General features: G+C 72.3%; 15 protein-coding genes. 9 read left to right on the forward strand and 6 right to left on the reverse strand.

Going from position 1 to position 14,398, the window contains the following annotated elements; genetic code table 11:
• Positions 1-11 precede the first annotated feature (11 nt).
• Positions 12-1,418 carry a class II 3-deoxy-7-phosphoheptulonate synthase gene (locus ACQPZW_RS07920; RefSeq protein ID WP_433794177.1) on the forward strand — a complete coding sequence of 469 codons (1,407 nt, stop codon included), beginning with the start codon at positions 12-14 and terminating at the stop codon, positions 1,416-1,418.
• Positions 1,411-2,430, forward strand: coding sequence for a threonine aldolase family protein (locus tag ACQPZW_RS07925; RefSeq protein WP_433794178.1), 1,020 nt, complete (start codon positions 1,411-1,413; stop codon positions 2,428-2,430). Before ACQPZW_RS07920 ends, ACQPZW_RS07925 begins: the two co-directional genes overlap by 8 nt.
• On the opposite strand, the gene ACQPZW_RS07930 is transcribed toward ACQPZW_RS07925, so the two are convergent.
• A complete protein-coding gene (locus tag ACQPZW_RS07930) occupies positions 2,394-3,119 on the reverse strand; it encodes a CTP synthase C-terminal region-related (seleno)protein (protein ID WP_433794179.1) in 726 nt (241 codons plus the stop codon). The two genes, ACQPZW_RS07925 and ACQPZW_RS07930, sit on opposite strands and share 37 nt — an antisense overlap.
• Positions 3,120-3,190: 71 nt before the next feature.
• Between ACQPZW_RS07930 and ACQPZW_RS07935 the strand changes: the two genes are divergently transcribed.
• Positions 3,191-3,964 (forward strand): LysR family transcriptional regulator, encoded by a 774-nt coding sequence (locus ACQPZW_RS07935; RefSeq protein WP_433794180.1) that lies wholly within the window; start codon positions 3,191-3,193, stop codon positions 3,962-3,964.
• 45 nt (positions 3,965-4,009) lie between these two features.
• Here ACQPZW_RS07935 and ACQPZW_RS07940 read toward each other — a convergent pair whose 3' ends face one another.
• The 3 genes from ACQPZW_RS07940 to ACQPZW_RS07950 all read right to left on the reverse strand — a co-directional run bounded on the left by ACQPZW_RS07940 (position 4,010) and on the right by ACQPZW_RS07950 (position 7,721).
• Positions 4,010-4,876 carry a deoxyribonuclease IV gene (locus tag ACQPZW_RS07940; protein ID WP_433794181.1) on the reverse strand — a complete coding sequence of 289 codons (867 nt, stop codon included), beginning with the start codon at positions 4,874-4,876 and terminating at the stop codon, positions 4,010-4,012.
• Positions 4,864-6,864: a Stk1 family PASTA domain-containing Ser/Thr kinase gene (pknB, locus tag ACQPZW_RS07945; protein WP_433794182.1), complete on the reverse strand. Its 2,001-nt coding sequence runs from the start codon at positions 6,862-6,864 to the stop codon at positions 4,864-4,866. The genes ACQPZW_RS07940 and pknB overlap by 13 nt, the downstream gene beginning before the upstream one ends.
• A 134-nt stretch (positions 6,865-6,998) precedes the next feature.
• Positions 6,999-7,721, reverse strand: a complete 723-nt coding sequence (locus tag ACQPZW_RS07950) for a hypothetical protein (RefSeq protein WP_433794183.1) — start codon at positions 7,719-7,721, stop codon at positions 6,999-7,001.
• 9 nt (positions 7,722-7,730) lie between these two features.
• Here ACQPZW_RS07950 and ACQPZW_RS07955 point away from each other — a divergent pair, with 9 nt between their 5' ends.
• Positions 7,731-8,081, forward strand: a complete 351-nt coding sequence (locus tag ACQPZW_RS07955; protein WP_433794184.1) for an Rv2175c family DNA-binding protein — start codon at positions 7,731-7,733, stop codon at positions 8,079-8,081.
• 75 nt (positions 8,082-8,156) lie between these two features.
• Here ACQPZW_RS07955 and ACQPZW_RS07960 read toward each other — a convergent pair whose 3' ends face one another.
• The gene (locus ACQPZW_RS07960) at positions 8,157-9,227 is read right to left on the reverse strand and encodes a polyprenyl synthetase family protein (protein WP_433794185.1); all 1,071 of its coding nucleotides are present in this window, start codon (positions 9,225-9,227) and stop codon (positions 8,157-8,159) included.
• A gap of 123 nt (positions 9,228-9,350) precedes the next feature.
• Here ACQPZW_RS07960 and metF point away from each other — a divergent pair, with 123 nt between their 5' ends.
• The 4 genes from metF to ACQPZW_RS07980 all read left to right on the forward strand — a co-directional run bounded on the left by metF (position 9,351) and on the right by ACQPZW_RS07980 (position 12,365).
• The gene (gene metF, locus ACQPZW_RS07965) at positions 9,351-10,277 is read left to right on the forward strand and encodes a methylenetetrahydrofolate reductase [NAD(P)H] (RefSeq protein WP_433794186.1); all 927 of its coding nucleotides are present in this window, start codon (positions 9,351-9,353) and stop codon (positions 10,275-10,277) included.
• Positions 10,278-10,327: 50 nt separating this feature from the next.
• Positions 10,328-10,996, forward strand: a complete 669-nt coding sequence (locus ACQPZW_RS07970) for a CDP-alcohol phosphatidyltransferase family protein (protein ID WP_433797462.1) — start codon at positions 10,328-10,330, stop codon at positions 10,994-10,996.
• A gap of 231 nt (positions 10,997-11,227) precedes the next feature.
• Complete coding sequence (locus ACQPZW_RS07975) at positions 11,228-11,665, forward strand: HNH endonuclease (protein ID WP_433794187.1); 438 nt, start codon at positions 11,228-11,230, stop codon at positions 11,663-11,665.
• A gap of 175 nt (positions 11,666-11,840) precedes the next feature.
• Entirely contained in the window at positions 11,841-12,365 is a 525-nt protein-coding gene (locus tag ACQPZW_RS07980) for a hypothetical protein (RefSeq protein ID WP_433794188.1), read from the forward strand.
• Here the strand turns inward: ACQPZW_RS07980 and ACQPZW_RS07985 are convergent.
• A complete protein-coding gene (locus ACQPZW_RS07985) occupies positions 12,341-13,690 on the reverse strand; it encodes an FAD-dependent monooxygenase (RefSeq protein WP_433794189.1) in 1,350 nt (449 codons plus the stop codon). The two genes, ACQPZW_RS07980 and ACQPZW_RS07985, sit on opposite strands and share 25 nt — an antisense overlap.
• Positions 13,691-13,761: 71 nt before the next feature.
• Here ACQPZW_RS07985 and ACQPZW_RS07990 point away from each other — a divergent pair, with 71 nt between their 5' ends.
• The gene (locus tag ACQPZW_RS07990; protein WP_433797463.1) at positions 13,762-14,340 is read left to right on the forward strand and encodes a TetR/AcrR family transcriptional regulator; all 579 of its coding nucleotides are present in this window, start codon (positions 13,762-13,764) and stop codon (positions 14,338-14,340) included.
• The last annotated feature ends 58 nt before the right edge of the window (positions 14,341-14,398 follow it).

The following is a 14,398-nucleotide window of genomic DNA, read 5'->3' on the forward strand; positions in this document are numbered from 1 at the left end:
CGCTTCTGCGTATGCGTCGTGAGTGGCACCAGCTCAGTCACCCCGGGGTGGGCAACCCGGCTCTGCAGACGTCCCGGCCGTCCACCGACTCGGCCGAGGACGAGGCTCTGGGCCTCGACCGATGGCGCGGTCTGCCGCGCGTGCAAATGCCGCCCTGGCCGGACATGGCCGAGGTCGCCGAGGTCTGCAAGGTCCTCGACAGCGTGCCGTCGATCGTCGCCCCCTACGAGGTCGACCAGCTCCGGCACCGGCTCGCCGAGGTCTGCGAGGGCCGCGCGTTCCTGCTGCAGGGCGGCGACTGCGCCGAGACGTTCGCCGACAACACCGAGAGCCACCTGCTGGCCAACGCGCGCACCCTGCTGCAGATGGCGGTCGTGCTCACCTACGGCGCGTCGATGCCGGTGGTCAAGGTGGCCCGCGTCGCCGGGCAGTACACCAAGCCCCGCTCCGCAGCGACCGACTCGCTCGGCCTGCCCGCCTACCGCGGCGACATGATCAACTCGCTGGAGCCGGACGAGGCGGCGCGGATCGCCGACCCGCAGCGCATGATCCGGGCGTATGCCAACTCGGCCGCCGCCATGAACATGCTGCGGGCGTATCTTTCGGGTGGTCTCGCCGACCTGCACGGGCTGCACGACTGGAACAAGGACTTCGTCCGCGCCTCCCCGGCCGGCGAGCGTTACGAGGCGATCGCCCGCGAGATCGACCGTGCCCTCGACTTCATCCGCGCCTGCGGCATGACCGACAGCGAGGCGCTGCGGACCGTCAGCCTCTACTGCTCGCACGAGGCCCTCGCGCTGGAGTACGACAGGGCGCTCACCCGGGTCTCCGACGGCCGCGCCTACGGGCTGTCCGGCCACTTCCTGTGGATCGGCGAGCGCACCCGGCAGCTGGACCACGCGCACATCGACTTCATCAGCCGGATCGCCAACCCGATCGGCGTCAAGATCGGCCCCGGCACGTCGCCGGAGACCGCGATCGAGCTGTGCGAGAAGCTGAATCCGCACAACGAGCCGGGCCGCCTGACGCTGATCAGCCGGATGGGCAACGGCAAGGTCCGCGACGCTCTCTCCCCGATCGTGGAGAAGGTGCACGCCTCCGGCGCCAAGGTCGTCTGGCAGTGCGACCCGATGCACGGCAACACCCACGAGTCGTCCAACGGCTACAAGACCCGCCACTTCGACCGGGTCGTCGACGAGGTGCTCGGCTATTTCGAGGTGCATCGCGGCCTCGGCACCCACCCCGGCGGCATCCACGTCGAGCTGACCGGTGAGGACGTCACCGAGTGCCTCGGCGGCGCCCAGGGCATCGAGGACCTCGACCTGCCGGACCGTTACGAGACGGCCTGCGACCCGCGCCTCAACACGCAGCAGAGCCTGGAGCTGGCGTTCCTCGTCGCCGAGATGCTCCGTGGCTGACCTGCGCTCGGACACGGTCACCCGCCCCACCAAGGGGATGCGGACGGCGATGGCCCGCGCGGCCGTCGGCGACGACGTCTTCGGCGACGACCCGACCGTCAACGCGCTCGAGGCTCACGTCGCGGAGCTCTTCGGCCACGAGGCGGCGCTCTTCGCCCCGTCGGGCACGATGGCCAACCAGATCGCCCTGCAGCTCGTCGTCCCGCCGGGCGGTGAGCTGCTCGCCGGGGCCGACGCACACGTCGTCACCTACGAGCTGGGGGCGGCCGCGATGCTGGGCGGCATCTCCACCCGCACCTGGCCGTCCGACGGCGCCGCCCTGGACGCCGAGCGGATCGCCGCGATGATCCGCCCGGCCGGCTTCCCGTCGGTGCCCACCGCGGCGATTGCCGTCGAGCAGACCCACAACCTCGGTGGTGGCGGCGTCGTCCCGCTCGGCACGCTGCAGGATCTGCGGGTCGCCGCCGACAAGCACGGCATCGCCCTGCACTGTGACGGCGCCCGGATCTGGCACGCGCACATCGCCGACGGGGTGACCCTCGCGGAGTACGGCGCTCTTTTCGACACCCTTTCCGTCTGCCTCTCCAAGGGCCTCGGCGCGCCGGTCGGCTCCCTGATCGTCGGCAGCCGGGAGCGGATCGCGAAGGCCCGGGTGATCCGTAAGCGGATGGGCGGTGGGATGCGGCAGGCCGGCATCCTCGCCGCCGCCGGGCGTTACGCGCTCGACCACCACCTGCAGCGGCTCACCGAAGACCACGAGCGGGCCCGCCAGATCGCCGAGGCGCTGGCTCCCTTCGGCGTCGTCGATCCGGAGAAGGTGCGGACCAACCTCGTGCCCCTGGATCTGTCGAAACACGACCTGAGCGCCCCCGCTCTGGCGTCGGCCGCCGCCGAGCGTGGTGTGCTGATCGCCGCGATGCTGCCGCAGGTCGCGCGGCTCGTCACTCACCTCGATCTGGACGAGGAGGGCGTGGATCAGGCCATCGACGTCCTCAGTGACCTGCTGGCCTGAGCGGCCCCCGCGGCCGCGACGAATCCTCGGATGATCGGGTGCGGGTCTGTCCCGTCCCCGGCCAACTCCGGCTGGAAGAGCGTGATCAGGTAGAACGGATGGTCCGTGAGCTCGGCGGCACGGACCGCACCGCTCTCGTCGCGGCCGGTGAAACGCATCCCGTGCTCGGCCAGCAGGTCGAGGTGGGCGTCGGCGAGCCCGTAGGAGCAGTGGTAGCGCTCGACCGTGCGGGACGCGCCGAGCAGCCGCTCGACCAGTGAGCCGGGGGTCACCTCGACGGCCGCCTCGTGGCCGGCCAGGGAGCAGGCCAGCTCGACGATCAGCGAATCGGCGCCCTCCTCCTCGCCCTCCTCATACTCCGAGTGGCTTGCGGCGAGGAAGCCGCACTCGTGCCGCGCGAACTCGAGCAGGGCGTGCTGGAACCCGCCGCACGTGCCCAGGAACGGGATGCCGCCGAGCCGGGCCACCTGGGCCGCGGTGATGCCGCCCTCGGGGCTGCGGTAGGGGCTGCCGGGCACCAGCCAGATCCCGTCGAAGCCGCGCAGAGCCGTCGGATCCTCGGCATCGGGCGTGGGGATCCAGTAGACGTCGAGATCCTCGTCGTCGCGAAGGACGTCGAGCAGATCGGGGATCCGGGTGTGCGCGCGAACGGCCGGTGACCGATCGCCGACCAGGGCGATTCTCTTCATGGCTCCACTCTCGTCCGCGAGCGAGATCAGATCCAACGATGATTTCTGTAGTCGGCATTAGCATCGCTGATGTGGACCCGCACCTGCTGCGTACGTTCGTGGCCGTCGCCGAGACCGGCTCGTTCTCCGCCGCCGCCCAGCGCCTCAGCTTCACCCAGTCGGCCGTCTCGCAGCAGATCGCGCTCCTCGAAGCCGACCTCGGCACCGCGCTGCTGACCCGCCGCCCGGTCGCCCTCACCCCCGCCGGCGAGCGCCTGCAACGGCACGCCACGCTCCTGCTGAACCGGCACGCCGCGGCCCGTGCCGACGTGACCCGGGCGGTGGCGCCGCCCGGGCGCCTGATCGTCGGGCTGACCCCGCTCGCCTGGTCCCGGAGCGTCTCCCGGGCGCTGGCCACGATCCGCGCCGAGTCGGCCCGCCTCGACAGCCGGGTGCTGGTCGCCGGGCGGGAACGGATCGTCGACGCGGCCGCCACCGGCGAGATCGACATCGCCCTGGTCGACGGGTTCACCGCACCGAGCGACCCGCTGCCGCTCCCGGTGGCCGGGGCGATCGGGGTGGCCGAGGACGGCGCCGTGGTGGCGGTTCCGCACGATCATCCGCTGACGGCGCGCCGGACCGTGGACCTCGCCGATCTCGCCGAGGCGTACTGGATCGAGGCTCCCGTGGTGTCGCCGTTGGCGAGCCTGCCGGTGGACGGGCTACGGGCCGGGCTGCGTTACGAGGGCGCCGACGTGGCGGTCCTGCTCGGCCTGGTCGAGGCCGGCCACGGGCTCGCGGTGCTGCCCGCGGGGTGGCCGGCGGCGTCCCGCTGCCGCGGCTGGTGCACCGGGTGGAGCTGCTGACCACGCCGGGCGCCGGGGCTCCGGCGGCCCGGCTCAGCGAGCTTCTCACGAACGCAGGTCCTTGAGCAGCGCGATGTCGGCCGCGTGCCCCTCGTGCTCGACCGTCGGCGTCTCCACGATGACCGGGATGCCGGCGGTCGCCGGGTGCGCCAGCAGCTCGGCGAACGGCGCCGTGCCGATCCGCCCCTTGCCGATCGTCTCGTGCCGGTCCCGCGTCGACCCGCACTCGTCCTTCGAGTCGTTGGCGTGGATCAGCTGGAGCCGCCCCGGCCCGGCCGCCTCCACCAGCGCGTCCAGCGTCGACGCCATGCCGCCCGGAGTGGCCAGGTCGTGCCCGGCCGCCCAGGCGTGGCAGGTGTCGAAGCAGACGCCCAGCCACGGATGCTGCTCCACGGCCGCCAGATAGGCCGACAGGTCCTGCACCTTCGACGCCAGGCTCCGGCCGCCGCCCGCGCTCGGCTCGACCAGCAGTCGTGGCAGCTCCTCGGCGGCCGCCCGGTCGAGCAGCGGCAGCAACTGCTCGTGGAGCTGGTGCATGGCCTTCTCCGCGTGCGCCTCGTCGACCGAGCTGCCGGCGTGGTAGACGACAGCGGTCGCGCCGATCGCCTTACCCCGCAGCAGCGCGTGCTCCAGGGTGGCGATCGAGCGCTCCACCGTCAGCTCGGTCGGTGAACCGAGGTTGACCAGCAGCGACGCGTGGATGTAAGCGGGCAGCCCGCGCTCGCCGATCCCGTCGCGGAACAGCACGTCCTGCTTGGGGTCGCCGGGCGGGAGGGCCCAGCCACGGGAGTTGGAGACGTACACCTGGAGGGTCTCCGAACCCGCGGCGTCGGCGTAGGGGAGGGCCGCCTTGGCCAGCCCTCCCGACGTCTTGGTGTGTGATCCGATCCGGCGCAGCGTCACAGGAAGCACACCAGCTGCACGACACTCTGCGGCGGGACCGGCGTGCCCGGGCCCGGGTTCATCTGCCGTGCCGTCGCGTTCGGGTCGCCGGTCATCTGGACCTGGACTCCCTGCTGCTGGAGCGCCGCGGCCGCCTGCTGGCACGGCTGGTTCGTCACGTCCTGCAGGACGATCTGCGCCGGGCCCTTGCTGATCGTGAGGGTGACCTGCGCGTTCTTCTCCACGCCGGTGCCCGCCTTGGGTGACTGGCTGAGCACCTCGTCGGCCGGCTTGTCACTCTCCACCGAGTTCTCGACGGCCTGCAGGCCACGCTCGCCCAGCTGCTGCCGTGCCTCGTTGATGTTCTTGCCGACCAGGTCGGGGATGGTGATCGGCGCCTTGCCCTTGCTGAGCACCAGGGTGACGGTCTCGCCCGGCTTGAGCTCGGTGCCCGCCTTCGGGTCGGTGGACAGCACCACACCCTCCGGGGCGGTGTCGCTGTACTGCCCCTTGCCCTGTTTCACCTTCAGCTTGAGCGTCTCCAGCTGGGCCTTGGCGAAGGCCAGCTCCTGGCCCTCCAGGTCGGGGACCGGATGCACCTCGGGGCCGAGCGACAGGAGGACGGTGATGTTGCCACCCTTGACGATCTTGTCCTGCGGCCCGGGGCTCTGCTCGAGGACCGAGCCCTTGGCCACGGTCTCGCTGTACTTGCCGTCGCCCAGGACGAGCTGGAAGCCCTCCTGCTTGGCGTACGCCGCGGCCTGGTCCTGGCTCATCGTCAGCAGCCGCGGCGTCTCGGTGTAGCGCCCGAGCGTCACCCACCAGGTGCTGCCCAGGACGACCAGGGCCATCACCGCGATCAGCGCGGTCAGCACGACCCGGCGCCTGTCCTCGAGGAAGCCGGAAAGCCCGCCGGCCGGCGCCACGGCCCGCCGGTGTGGTGCGGTGGGGCGGGCGCCGCCCTGCTCCGGCAGCCGGGCCCAGGACGGGCGGTGCGACGCCTGGTACGCCGTACCGGCCGGAACCGGAGGCACCAGCGCGGTGGCGTCGGCCGAGGGGATGGCCGGGACGATCCGGGTCGCGTCGGACGAGCCGGGAGCTCCCGGGACCTGGCGCATCAGCGCGGTGTCGACGTGCTGGACGCCGAGACCGTCGCGCGTGGCCTGCACCTCGGTCAGGAACGCGCCGGCGTCGGTCGGGCGTGAGCCCGCGTCTCGCCGGGTGGCCCTGGCGACGAGCCGGTCCAGCTCCACGGGCAGGCCCCGGACGATCGACGAGGGCGCCGGGACGTCGTTGTCGACGTGCTGCCAGGCGACCTCGATCGGCTCCTTCCCGTCGTACGGCACACGGCCGGTCAGCATCTCGAAGAGCACGATGCCGGCCGAGTACACGTCGGTCCGGGCGTCGGCGTGACCGTTCTGCACCAGCTCGGGAGCGACATACGCCACGGTGGCCATGAGCTGGCCGGAGTCGTCGACGGTGCTCGCCTCTATGGCCCGGGCCAGACCGAAGTCGGCCACCTTGACCACGGCGTCCACCAGGTCCGACACGCCGCCGCTGGGTGCCTCGGCGACCAGCACGTTCTCCGGCTTGACGTCACGGTGCACCAGGCCGGCGCGGTGCGCGGCGGCGATCGCGGCGAGCATCTGCTCCAGGATCGCGAGCGCCTCGACCGGGCTGAGCCGGGTGCGCTGGCTCAGCAGGTCACGCAGGGTGCGGCCCTGCACGAACTCCATCACCAGATAGGGCAGGCCCTGGTGTCGCCCCTGGTCGTAGACCGCCACGACATTCGGGTGCGTCAGGCGGGCGATCGTCTTGGCCTCGTCGGTGAAACGGTCGACGAAGTGGACGTTGGTGGCCTGCGACGGGTGGATTATCTTCAGCGCGACGGTGCGCTCAAGCCGCTCGTCGGTGGCCCGGTAGACGGTCGCCATGCCACCACGGGCGACGCGACCGGTGATCCGGTAGCGCCCGTCAATCGTTGTGCCGATCAACGTATCGGCGACTGTGGTGTCCATCGGCGTGAAGTGTATGTGTCTTTCCCGTGGGGGTGGCCCAGGATGTCACAGCTGAGTCCAAACGGGTACCCGAACGGCTGTGAGCTGGACTGATTGATGTGGAAGCCATTCACATAAGCGAAATAAGGTACTTATCACCATGAGTTACGTTGGTGATGGCCGTCACTGTTCGGGATCCCGATGATGCCGCCGAAGACCGGAGGAGCCGAAGCGCTCGGGTCCGTCGAGGCGCTCGGTGACGCGGACGCGGACGCGGTGGCGGAGGGCGCCGTCGGGGTGGGCACCGGCGGGGTGTCGCAGTCGCACTCGGGCGGGCCCGTGACGGGCGCCGTCGGTCGCGTGTTCTCCCTGGTCGGCGCGGGTGTGATGACGACCTGCGTGGTGGTCGTCGTGACCGGCGCCACCGGGGTCGGCGAGGCGGCCCGGGCCTTGCGGGGGGTGCCGCCCATTCGGGCGTCGTCACGGTGCGTGGTCTCCGGCGCGGCCTCGAAGGTGGGCGGGCGGGGCGGCACGACGACCTCCGGCGCGGCTGCCGGCGGGTCGGTCATCCGCCCGGCGAACGCCGTCGTCGCGGCGAGGTAGGACCCGGCCGCGCCGCACGCCGCCAGCGCGCAGAAGGCAGCAACCGCGACAAATCGCCGAGGAGGTGGTGTGTCGTCGGCCACCGGCACGGCCGGCATGCCGATCAGCGAGCCCGGAAACGTGCTCATCCCCGTCGACGTGACGTCCGGGACGGCCCCGCGGCGGGCCCGCGGGCGCCGCCCGAGGTCGTAACAGAGGGACCGCCAGGCCCCGGCCGTCTCCGCACGGACGTTGCGCCACAGGCTCATCAACAGTTCTCCGATCTGGTCTGGCACCCTGTACAGGTGACCGAACCCGTAACCACCGGCCCCTCCGGCTGGATCCCGCTGCCGGATGTGTCCGAAAAGCTCGGTTTGACGATCAGCAAGGTGCACCAGCTGATCCGCGAGGGATCGCTGCTCGCGGTCCGCCGGGACGGCATCCGCGTGGTGCCGGCCGAGCTGGTGGCGAACGCCACCGTGCTCAAGCACCTGCCCGGCGTGCTGACCCTGCTCCATGACGCCGGGTACAACGACGAAGAGGCTCTCGGGTGGCTCTACGCACCCGACGAGACCCTCGGCGGCAACGCGGCGACCGCGCTCGGCGGCGATCTGGCCCGCGAGGCGAAACGGCGGGCGCAGGCGATCGGCTTCTGAGATCCAGCCCACGATGGGGTACGGCTACCCGCCCCCGATCCGGAAGGTGTGAGGGCGGGCCCGTACCGGGGAGTGTCAGACCGAGCGGCGGGTCGCCGCGTCGGCGAGCGCCAGCAGCACCTCACGCGCCTCGTCGTCGATCGGCGCCGCACCCAGCGCCTCCAGTGCCTCCCCGCTCAGCGCGTCGATCCGTGCCTCGGTGGCGTCCAGCGCCCCCGACCCGCGGATGATCGCCCGCAGCCGCTCCACGCCCGCGTCGTCCAGCGCCGGATCGCCCAGCGCCCCGTCCAGCTCGGCCCGGCCGGCCGCATCGAGGGCCGCGAGCGCCGACGCCACCAGATAGGTGCGCTTGCCCTCGCGCAGGTCGTCACCGGCGGGCTTGCCGGTCTGCGCCGGATCCCCGAAGACGCCGAGCACGTCGTCGCGCATCTGGAACGCCTCACCCAGCGGCAGGCCGAACGCCGTGTACGACGCGAAGACCTCCGGCCCGGCCCCGGCGAGCGCCGCGCCCAGCAGCAGTGGGCGCTCCACCGTGTACTTCGCCGACTTGAACCGGGCCACCTTGCCGGCCCGCTCCAGCGACGTGTCGGCGGTCGCCTGCGTGAGCACGTCCAGGTACTGCCCGACGGTCACCTCGGTCCGCATCCGGTCGAAGACCGGCCGGGCCCGGGCCAGCTCGGCCAGGCCCATCCCGGACATGTGCAGCAGATCGTCCGACCAGACCAGGGCCAGGTCGCCGAGGAGGACCGCCGCCGAGTCGCCGAACCCGGCCGCGTCGCTGCGCCACCCCTCGCGCCGGTGCAGCTGCTCGAACCGCCGGTGCACCGACGGCTCCCCGCGCCGGGTGTCCGACCGGTCCATCAGGTCGTCGTGGATCAGCGCGCTCGCCTGCACCAGCTCCAGTGCCGAGACGGCGGCCACCACCTCGTCCGAGTCGATGCCGCCGGCGCCCCGGAACCCCCAGTACGCGAACGCCGGCCGCAGCCGCTTGCCGCCGCCCAGCACGAACGCCGACACCGCGTCGGCCACCTCGGCCAGCGCCGGGTCGATCTCCAGCAGGTGCGCCCGCTGGGTCGCGAGGAAGCCGGCGAGTGCCTTGTCGACACGGGGCCGCAGTCCGGCCCGCTCGAGCGGAGAGGTCGTCACCCTTCCAGACGCTAGCCGGTGCCCTGCGCCCCTGCTCAGCCGGGGAAAACCCCGGTGCGTCCCGGACCGCCGTCGCCGGCGGGCTCAGGCAGGTGGCGCGGCGGCGGCCGGTAGAGTTCGGGTATGGCTCTCGGTCTTCCCTCCCGGCTGCCCGGTACGCCGTCCGTCGGTGACCTGGTCCGCGGTCCGGCGCCGACGTTCTCGTTCGAGTTCTTCCCACCGAAGACGCCGGCCGGGGAGCAGCTGCTCTGGCAGGCGATCCGCGAGCTCGAGTCGTTGCGGCCCGACTTCGTGTCGATCACGTACGGGTCCGGCGGCACCACCCGGGACACCACGGTCGCCGTCACCGAGCGGGTCGCCACCGAGACCACCCTGCTGCCGATGGCGCACCTCACCGCGGTCGACCACTCGATCGCCGAGCTGCGCAACGTGATCGGCCGGCTGGCCGGCGCCGGGATCAGCGACATCCTCGCCGTCCGCGGTGACCCGCCCGGCGACCCGACCGGCGAGTGGGTCAAGCACCCCGAGGGCGTCCTCTACGCCGAGGACCTGGTGCGCCTGATCCGCGAGTCGGGTGACTTCAGCGTCGGGGTGGCCGCTTTCCCGTACAAACATCCCCGCTCCGCCGACGTGGAGAGCGACACCCGCGCCTTCGTCCGCAAGTGCCGGGCCGGCGCCGACTTCGCGATCACCCAGATGTTCTTCGACACCGACGACTACCTGCGTCTGCGTGACCGGGTCGCCGCGGCCGGCTGCGACACCCCGATCCTGCCCGGCCTCATGCCGGTGACCCGGATGGCCACCATCGAGCGGGCCACGGTGCTCTCCGGCGCCCCGTTCCCGCCGGCGCTGCTGCCCCGCTTCGAGCGTCTCGCCGACGATCCCGAGGCGGTTCGCGCCCTGGGCATCGAGCTGTGCGCCGAGATGTGCGCCCGCCTGCTGGCCGAGGGCGTCCCCGGCATCCACTTCATCACCCTCAACCGCTCCACCGCGACCCGCGAGGTCTGGCAGCTGCTGACCGCTGCCGAGGCCATCCCCGCCGCAGCCTGACCGTGCCACCACCCACGCCGCCCCCGTCCGAGCCGTCGGCCGGGGCGGTGATGGGCTGGGACGACTATGTGACGGCCTGGTCGGGGCTGCACGGCGGCTTCGACCCGCGGACCGCTACTCCGGTGGTCCGGGGGTGGGTGCTTCTGGCGTACCGGATCGGCTCTCTTCTCGGCCGTAACCGGATCCGGCCGCTCACCGTGACCCTCACCGGTCTGCTGATCTGCCTCGCCGTGCCGGTGGTGATCGGCCTCGCCGGTCCGGCGGGCCTGGCGGCCGGCGCGCTGCTGGTGCTGCTGGCAGCCGTCGCCGACGGGCTCGACGGGGCGGTCGCGGTCGTGACCGGGCGGGTGACCAGGGCCGGGCACGTCTACGACTCGGTCGCCGACCGTCTCGGTGAGGCCGCCTGGCTGACCGCGTTCTGGCTGGCCGGCGCCCCGGCCTGGCTCGCCGTGGCCGCCGGTGCGAGCAGCTGGCTGCACGAGTACCTGCGGGCCCGGGCGGCCACCGCCGGGATGAAGGAGATCGGCGCGGTCACCGTCGGCGAGCGCCCGACCCGCGTATCGGTGGGCGTCACCGGACTGGTCCTGGCCCCCCTCGCCGCCCTGGCCGAGCCCGCATGGACGGCCCCGGTGCTGACCGTGACCGTGGCGATCTGGCTGCTCCTGCAGGTCCTCGGCCTGTTCCAGTTGACCGTCGCGGTCCATCGCGCTCTGCGCTGACTCCTGTCGATCCGATCCGTGGCCGATCGTGTGGCGCGGCCCCGGAAGGTCCGGCCCCGAGCGGGTCCCGGTCCATCGCGTTCCGCGTTGTCCCCGATCCGCTTCCGGGTGTTTATTCGGTTGTCGGTGGTCGATGTCGGGCCTATTTTCTCTTCAGCGGATCCGTACGGGGTGGAGCGCCCCTGAGCTGTGATTTCGCTGTTGGGCGAATGATTTTCCGGAGGTGACGAAATGAGTGCGGTTCTGGTTCTGAACGCCGACTGTGGACCGCTGCACCGGGTCAGCCTCCGGCACGCGATCCGGATGCTGTTCCGTCAGGTCGCCGTGGTGCACGAGGCCCAGCCGGATACACGGATGGGTGTCTACCCGGTGCCGACCGTGGTCCGGTTGGTGTCCTATGTGGTGACGCGGTGGCGCCGCGGTCGTGGTCCGGGCTGGTCGCGGGCCGGTGTGCTGGCGCGGGACGGGCGGCGGTGCGCCTACTGCGGTGACGCCGCCTCGACCATCGACCACGTGCTGCCGCGTTCGCGGGGTGGCCGTAACGAATGGCTGAACACCGTTGCCGCGTGTGGGCGCTGCAACAACCGCAAGGGCGACCGTACCCCGGCCGAGGCCCGGATGCCGCTGCGCATCACGCCGTTCGCGCCGGTGTGGGCCGCTCAGCTCTGATCCTCTCGAGAACATCGACTTTCCTCATTCGGCGGCCGGCGAGTTGACACGGGGACTCGCCGGCCGCCTCTCCCAGCGGCCGTTCCGAAGGCTTCCTTCGGAACGGCCGCTGTCTTTCGTGGACGAGAATGCGGCGGAGACGTGAACCGCTGAAGCGGAATGCGGGACGGCGGATATGCCGGGAGAGGCGGCGACGGTGACGGAGCTGGACGGGCTGCGGGAGATCCGGGCGCGACGGGCCCGGCTCGAGGCCGAGGAGCTGGAGCTGATCGACCGCGCCCGGCGATCCGGCGTCACCTGGCCGGCGATCGCCGCCGCGCTCGGTCTCGGCAGCCGCCAGGCCGCGGAGCAGCGCCGCCGCAACCTGGCGAGGGCCGCCGAGCGCGACTCCCTGCCGCGGCGGTCCGAGCTCGATCAGGGGTACGGCGACGACGTCACGCGGCTGCGGAGACAGGCCGTAGACCTGTACCGGCGGATCGGCGCGGACCGTCGGTGGGATGCCCGTTTCACTCGTGCCGCCCTGGTGCGCGAGACCCTGTCCGCCGCTCCGGACGCCCCGGCCGGTGCTCTCTACGACCTGGTGAGCGCAGCCCTCGACGATCTGCGGGGCCGCCTGCTGCCGACGCCCCTGAGAGCCTCGGTGGACCGTCTCCGGGCCGAGGCGCGACACCCGTCTCAGAGCCCCAGCCGGTCCAGGTAGCCGAGCACGTCATGTACGTCGTGGGTGGCGCAGCCGACGTAGCCGTCCGGCCGGATCAGCAGCAGCGTGGGCCCGGTCGTGCCGTAGACCCCCGCGGCCTCGGCGACGTGGTGGACCGGCACGGGCAGGATGGGCAGCGGCGAGGTCCAGTCGAAGGCGAGCACTGTGGCGTGCGGCCCGCGCAGCCGGTCGAAGATCCGGCCGTCGGCGAGCGGCGAGTCGGGCGCCCGGTCTCCGGCCCGTACCGACCCCGGTTGCGGCCGGCGTTCCACGGCCAGCGTGGTGCCCCGGTAGTTCAGCGACAGCTGCCGCAGCACCGGGTCGTCGCGTCGCAGGGCGTCGTCGGCGCCCTCGGCGTGGCGCCGGTGCAGGCGGGTGCTGATGCCGAGGACGCCCGCCGCCACCGGCAGCCGCTCCTCCTCATACGTGTCCAGGATCGCCGAGCTGCCGGTGGCGAGCTTCCAACCCAGGTTGTACGCGTCCTGGATCCCGGTGTTGAGCCCCTGCCCGCCGGCCGGTGAGTGCACGTGGGCCGCGTCGCCGGCGAGGAACACGTTCCCGGCCCGGAAGCGTGACGCCATCCGCATGTTCGCCCGGTACTCCGACGTCCAGCCCACCTCGGTGACGGTGATCGACGGGTCGACGGCGGCCACCAGCTCGGCGGGCGTCAGCGCGGACGGTGGCGCGGTCAGCTGGAACCAGTCTCCGCCGGGCAGCGGGCACAACCCGAGCCGGAACGCCCGCCCCTCGCCCGGCCACACGTGCCAGTGGTCGCGGTCGAGGCCGGTGACGCGCACGTCGGCGATGAGCATCCGCTCCTCCTCGTGGGTCTCGCCCTCGAAGCCGATGCCGGCCAGTTTGCGGACCGTGCTGCGCCCGCCGTCCGCGCCGACCACGTAGCGGGCGTCGACGGTCTCGCCGGTGTCGAGTATGACCCGGACCCCGCCGTCGAGCGGGCTGAGCCCGGTGAGGCCGGTGCCGAGCTCCACCGGGACGCCGTCGGCGAGCAGCTCGGCGGTGCGCCACTGGGGGAGCATCAGCATGTTCGGCCACGGCACGGCAGGGGTCGGCGCGTGCAGCTCGTCGAGCCGGAAGGCGTGTGTCCCGCCGTCGGGCAGGTGGGCCAGCAGCCCGGGGTAGGGGCTGCCGGCGGCCAGGAAGCCGTCGATCAGGCCGAGGTCGTCGAGGACCTCCAGGGTGCGCGGTTGCAGGCCCTTGCCGCGGGAGCCGTCGAACGGCTTCGCCGACTTCTCCACGATCCGGTACGGCACACCGTGCCGGTCGAGCTGGCGGGCCAGGGTGAGGCCGGTGGGCCCGGCGCCCACGATTATGGTGAATCTGGATTCAGTGAACATGAATTCACCGTACGGCCGCTGGTAACCTCCGTCAAGTGGTGATGGGCACGCGCGCACAGCAGGCGGCGCAGACCGAGGCGGAATTGAAGGCGGCCGCGATCCGGGTGTTCGAGCGGGTGGGCTACCTCAACACCAAGATCACGGACATCACGGTCGAGGCGGGGCGGGCGACCGGCTCCTTCTACAAGCACTTCCCGAGCAAGGAGAAGCTGCTCGAGGCGCTGCTCGCCGACCTGCTGGCCGAGGGGGACGCGAGCGCCGGGCTGGCCGGGCACCTCGACGACTTCCGCGACCGCGAGGCGGTCCGCTGGCACGTCGCCGTCTACTGGGCCTTCTACCGCGAGCATCGCGCGATCATGTCGGCGCTGCAGCAGGCCGCGATCGTCGACGAGGCGTTCGCCCGCCGCAGCCGCGAGATGCTCGAGCCGGACCTGCGGCACATCGCCGGCCATCTCGCCGGCCTGGACCCGCCCGGGGGCCCGCTGGTCGCGGCGTCGCTCTTCACCACGACGCTGTCGTCGGCGGTCACCGACTGGTTCGCCGACCCGGCGCCCGTCGCCGGCGAGACCGAGATGATCGAGATCCTGGCGACGTTCCTGCACACCGGCTTCGGCGGCTGAGACCCCTCGGCGGGGGCGGCCGACGGCGTACCGCCGGAAAGACGAATGCCCGGCACAC

It is taken from the genome of Actinoplanes sp. CA-252034, from assembly GCF_050956125.1.
Taxonomy (GTDB): domain Bacteria; phylum Actinomycetota; class Actinomycetes; order Mycobacteriales; family Micromonosporaceae; genus Actinoplanes.

Excerpts from the sequence above, each read along its gene's own strand:
- ACQPZW_RS07920 (WP_433794177.1), top strand. The coding sequence starts at position 12 with ATGCGTCGTGAGTGGCACCAGCTCAGTCACCCCGGGGTGGGCAACCCG.
- ACQPZW_RS07930 (WP_433794179.1), bottom strand. The coding sequence starts at position 3,119 with ATGAAGAGAATCGCCCTGGTCGGCGATCGGTCACCGGCCGTTCGCGCG.
- pknB (WP_433794182.1), bottom strand. The coding sequence starts at position 6,864 with ATGGACACCACAGTCGCCGATACGTTGATCGGCACAACGATTGACGGG.
- metF (WP_433794186.1), top strand. The coding sequence starts at position 9,351 with ATGGCTCTCGGTCTTCCCTCCCGGCTGCCCGGTACGCCGTCCGTCGGT.
- ACQPZW_RS07970 (WP_433797462.1), top strand. The coding sequence starts at position 10,328 with ATGGGCTGGGACGACTATGTGACGGCCTGGTCGGGGCTGCACGGCGGC.
- ACQPZW_RS07975 (WP_433794187.1), top strand. The coding sequence starts at position 11,228 with ATGAGTGCGGTTCTGGTTCTGAACGCCGACTGTGGACCGCTGCACCGG.
- ACQPZW_RS07980 (WP_433794188.1), top strand. The coding sequence starts at position 11,841 with ATGCCGGGAGAGGCGGCGACGGTGACGGAGCTGGACGGGCTGCGGGAG.
- ACQPZW_RS07990 (WP_433797463.1), top strand. The coding sequence starts at position 13,762 with ATGGGCACGCGCGCACAGCAGGCGGCGCAGACCGAGGCGGAATTGAAG.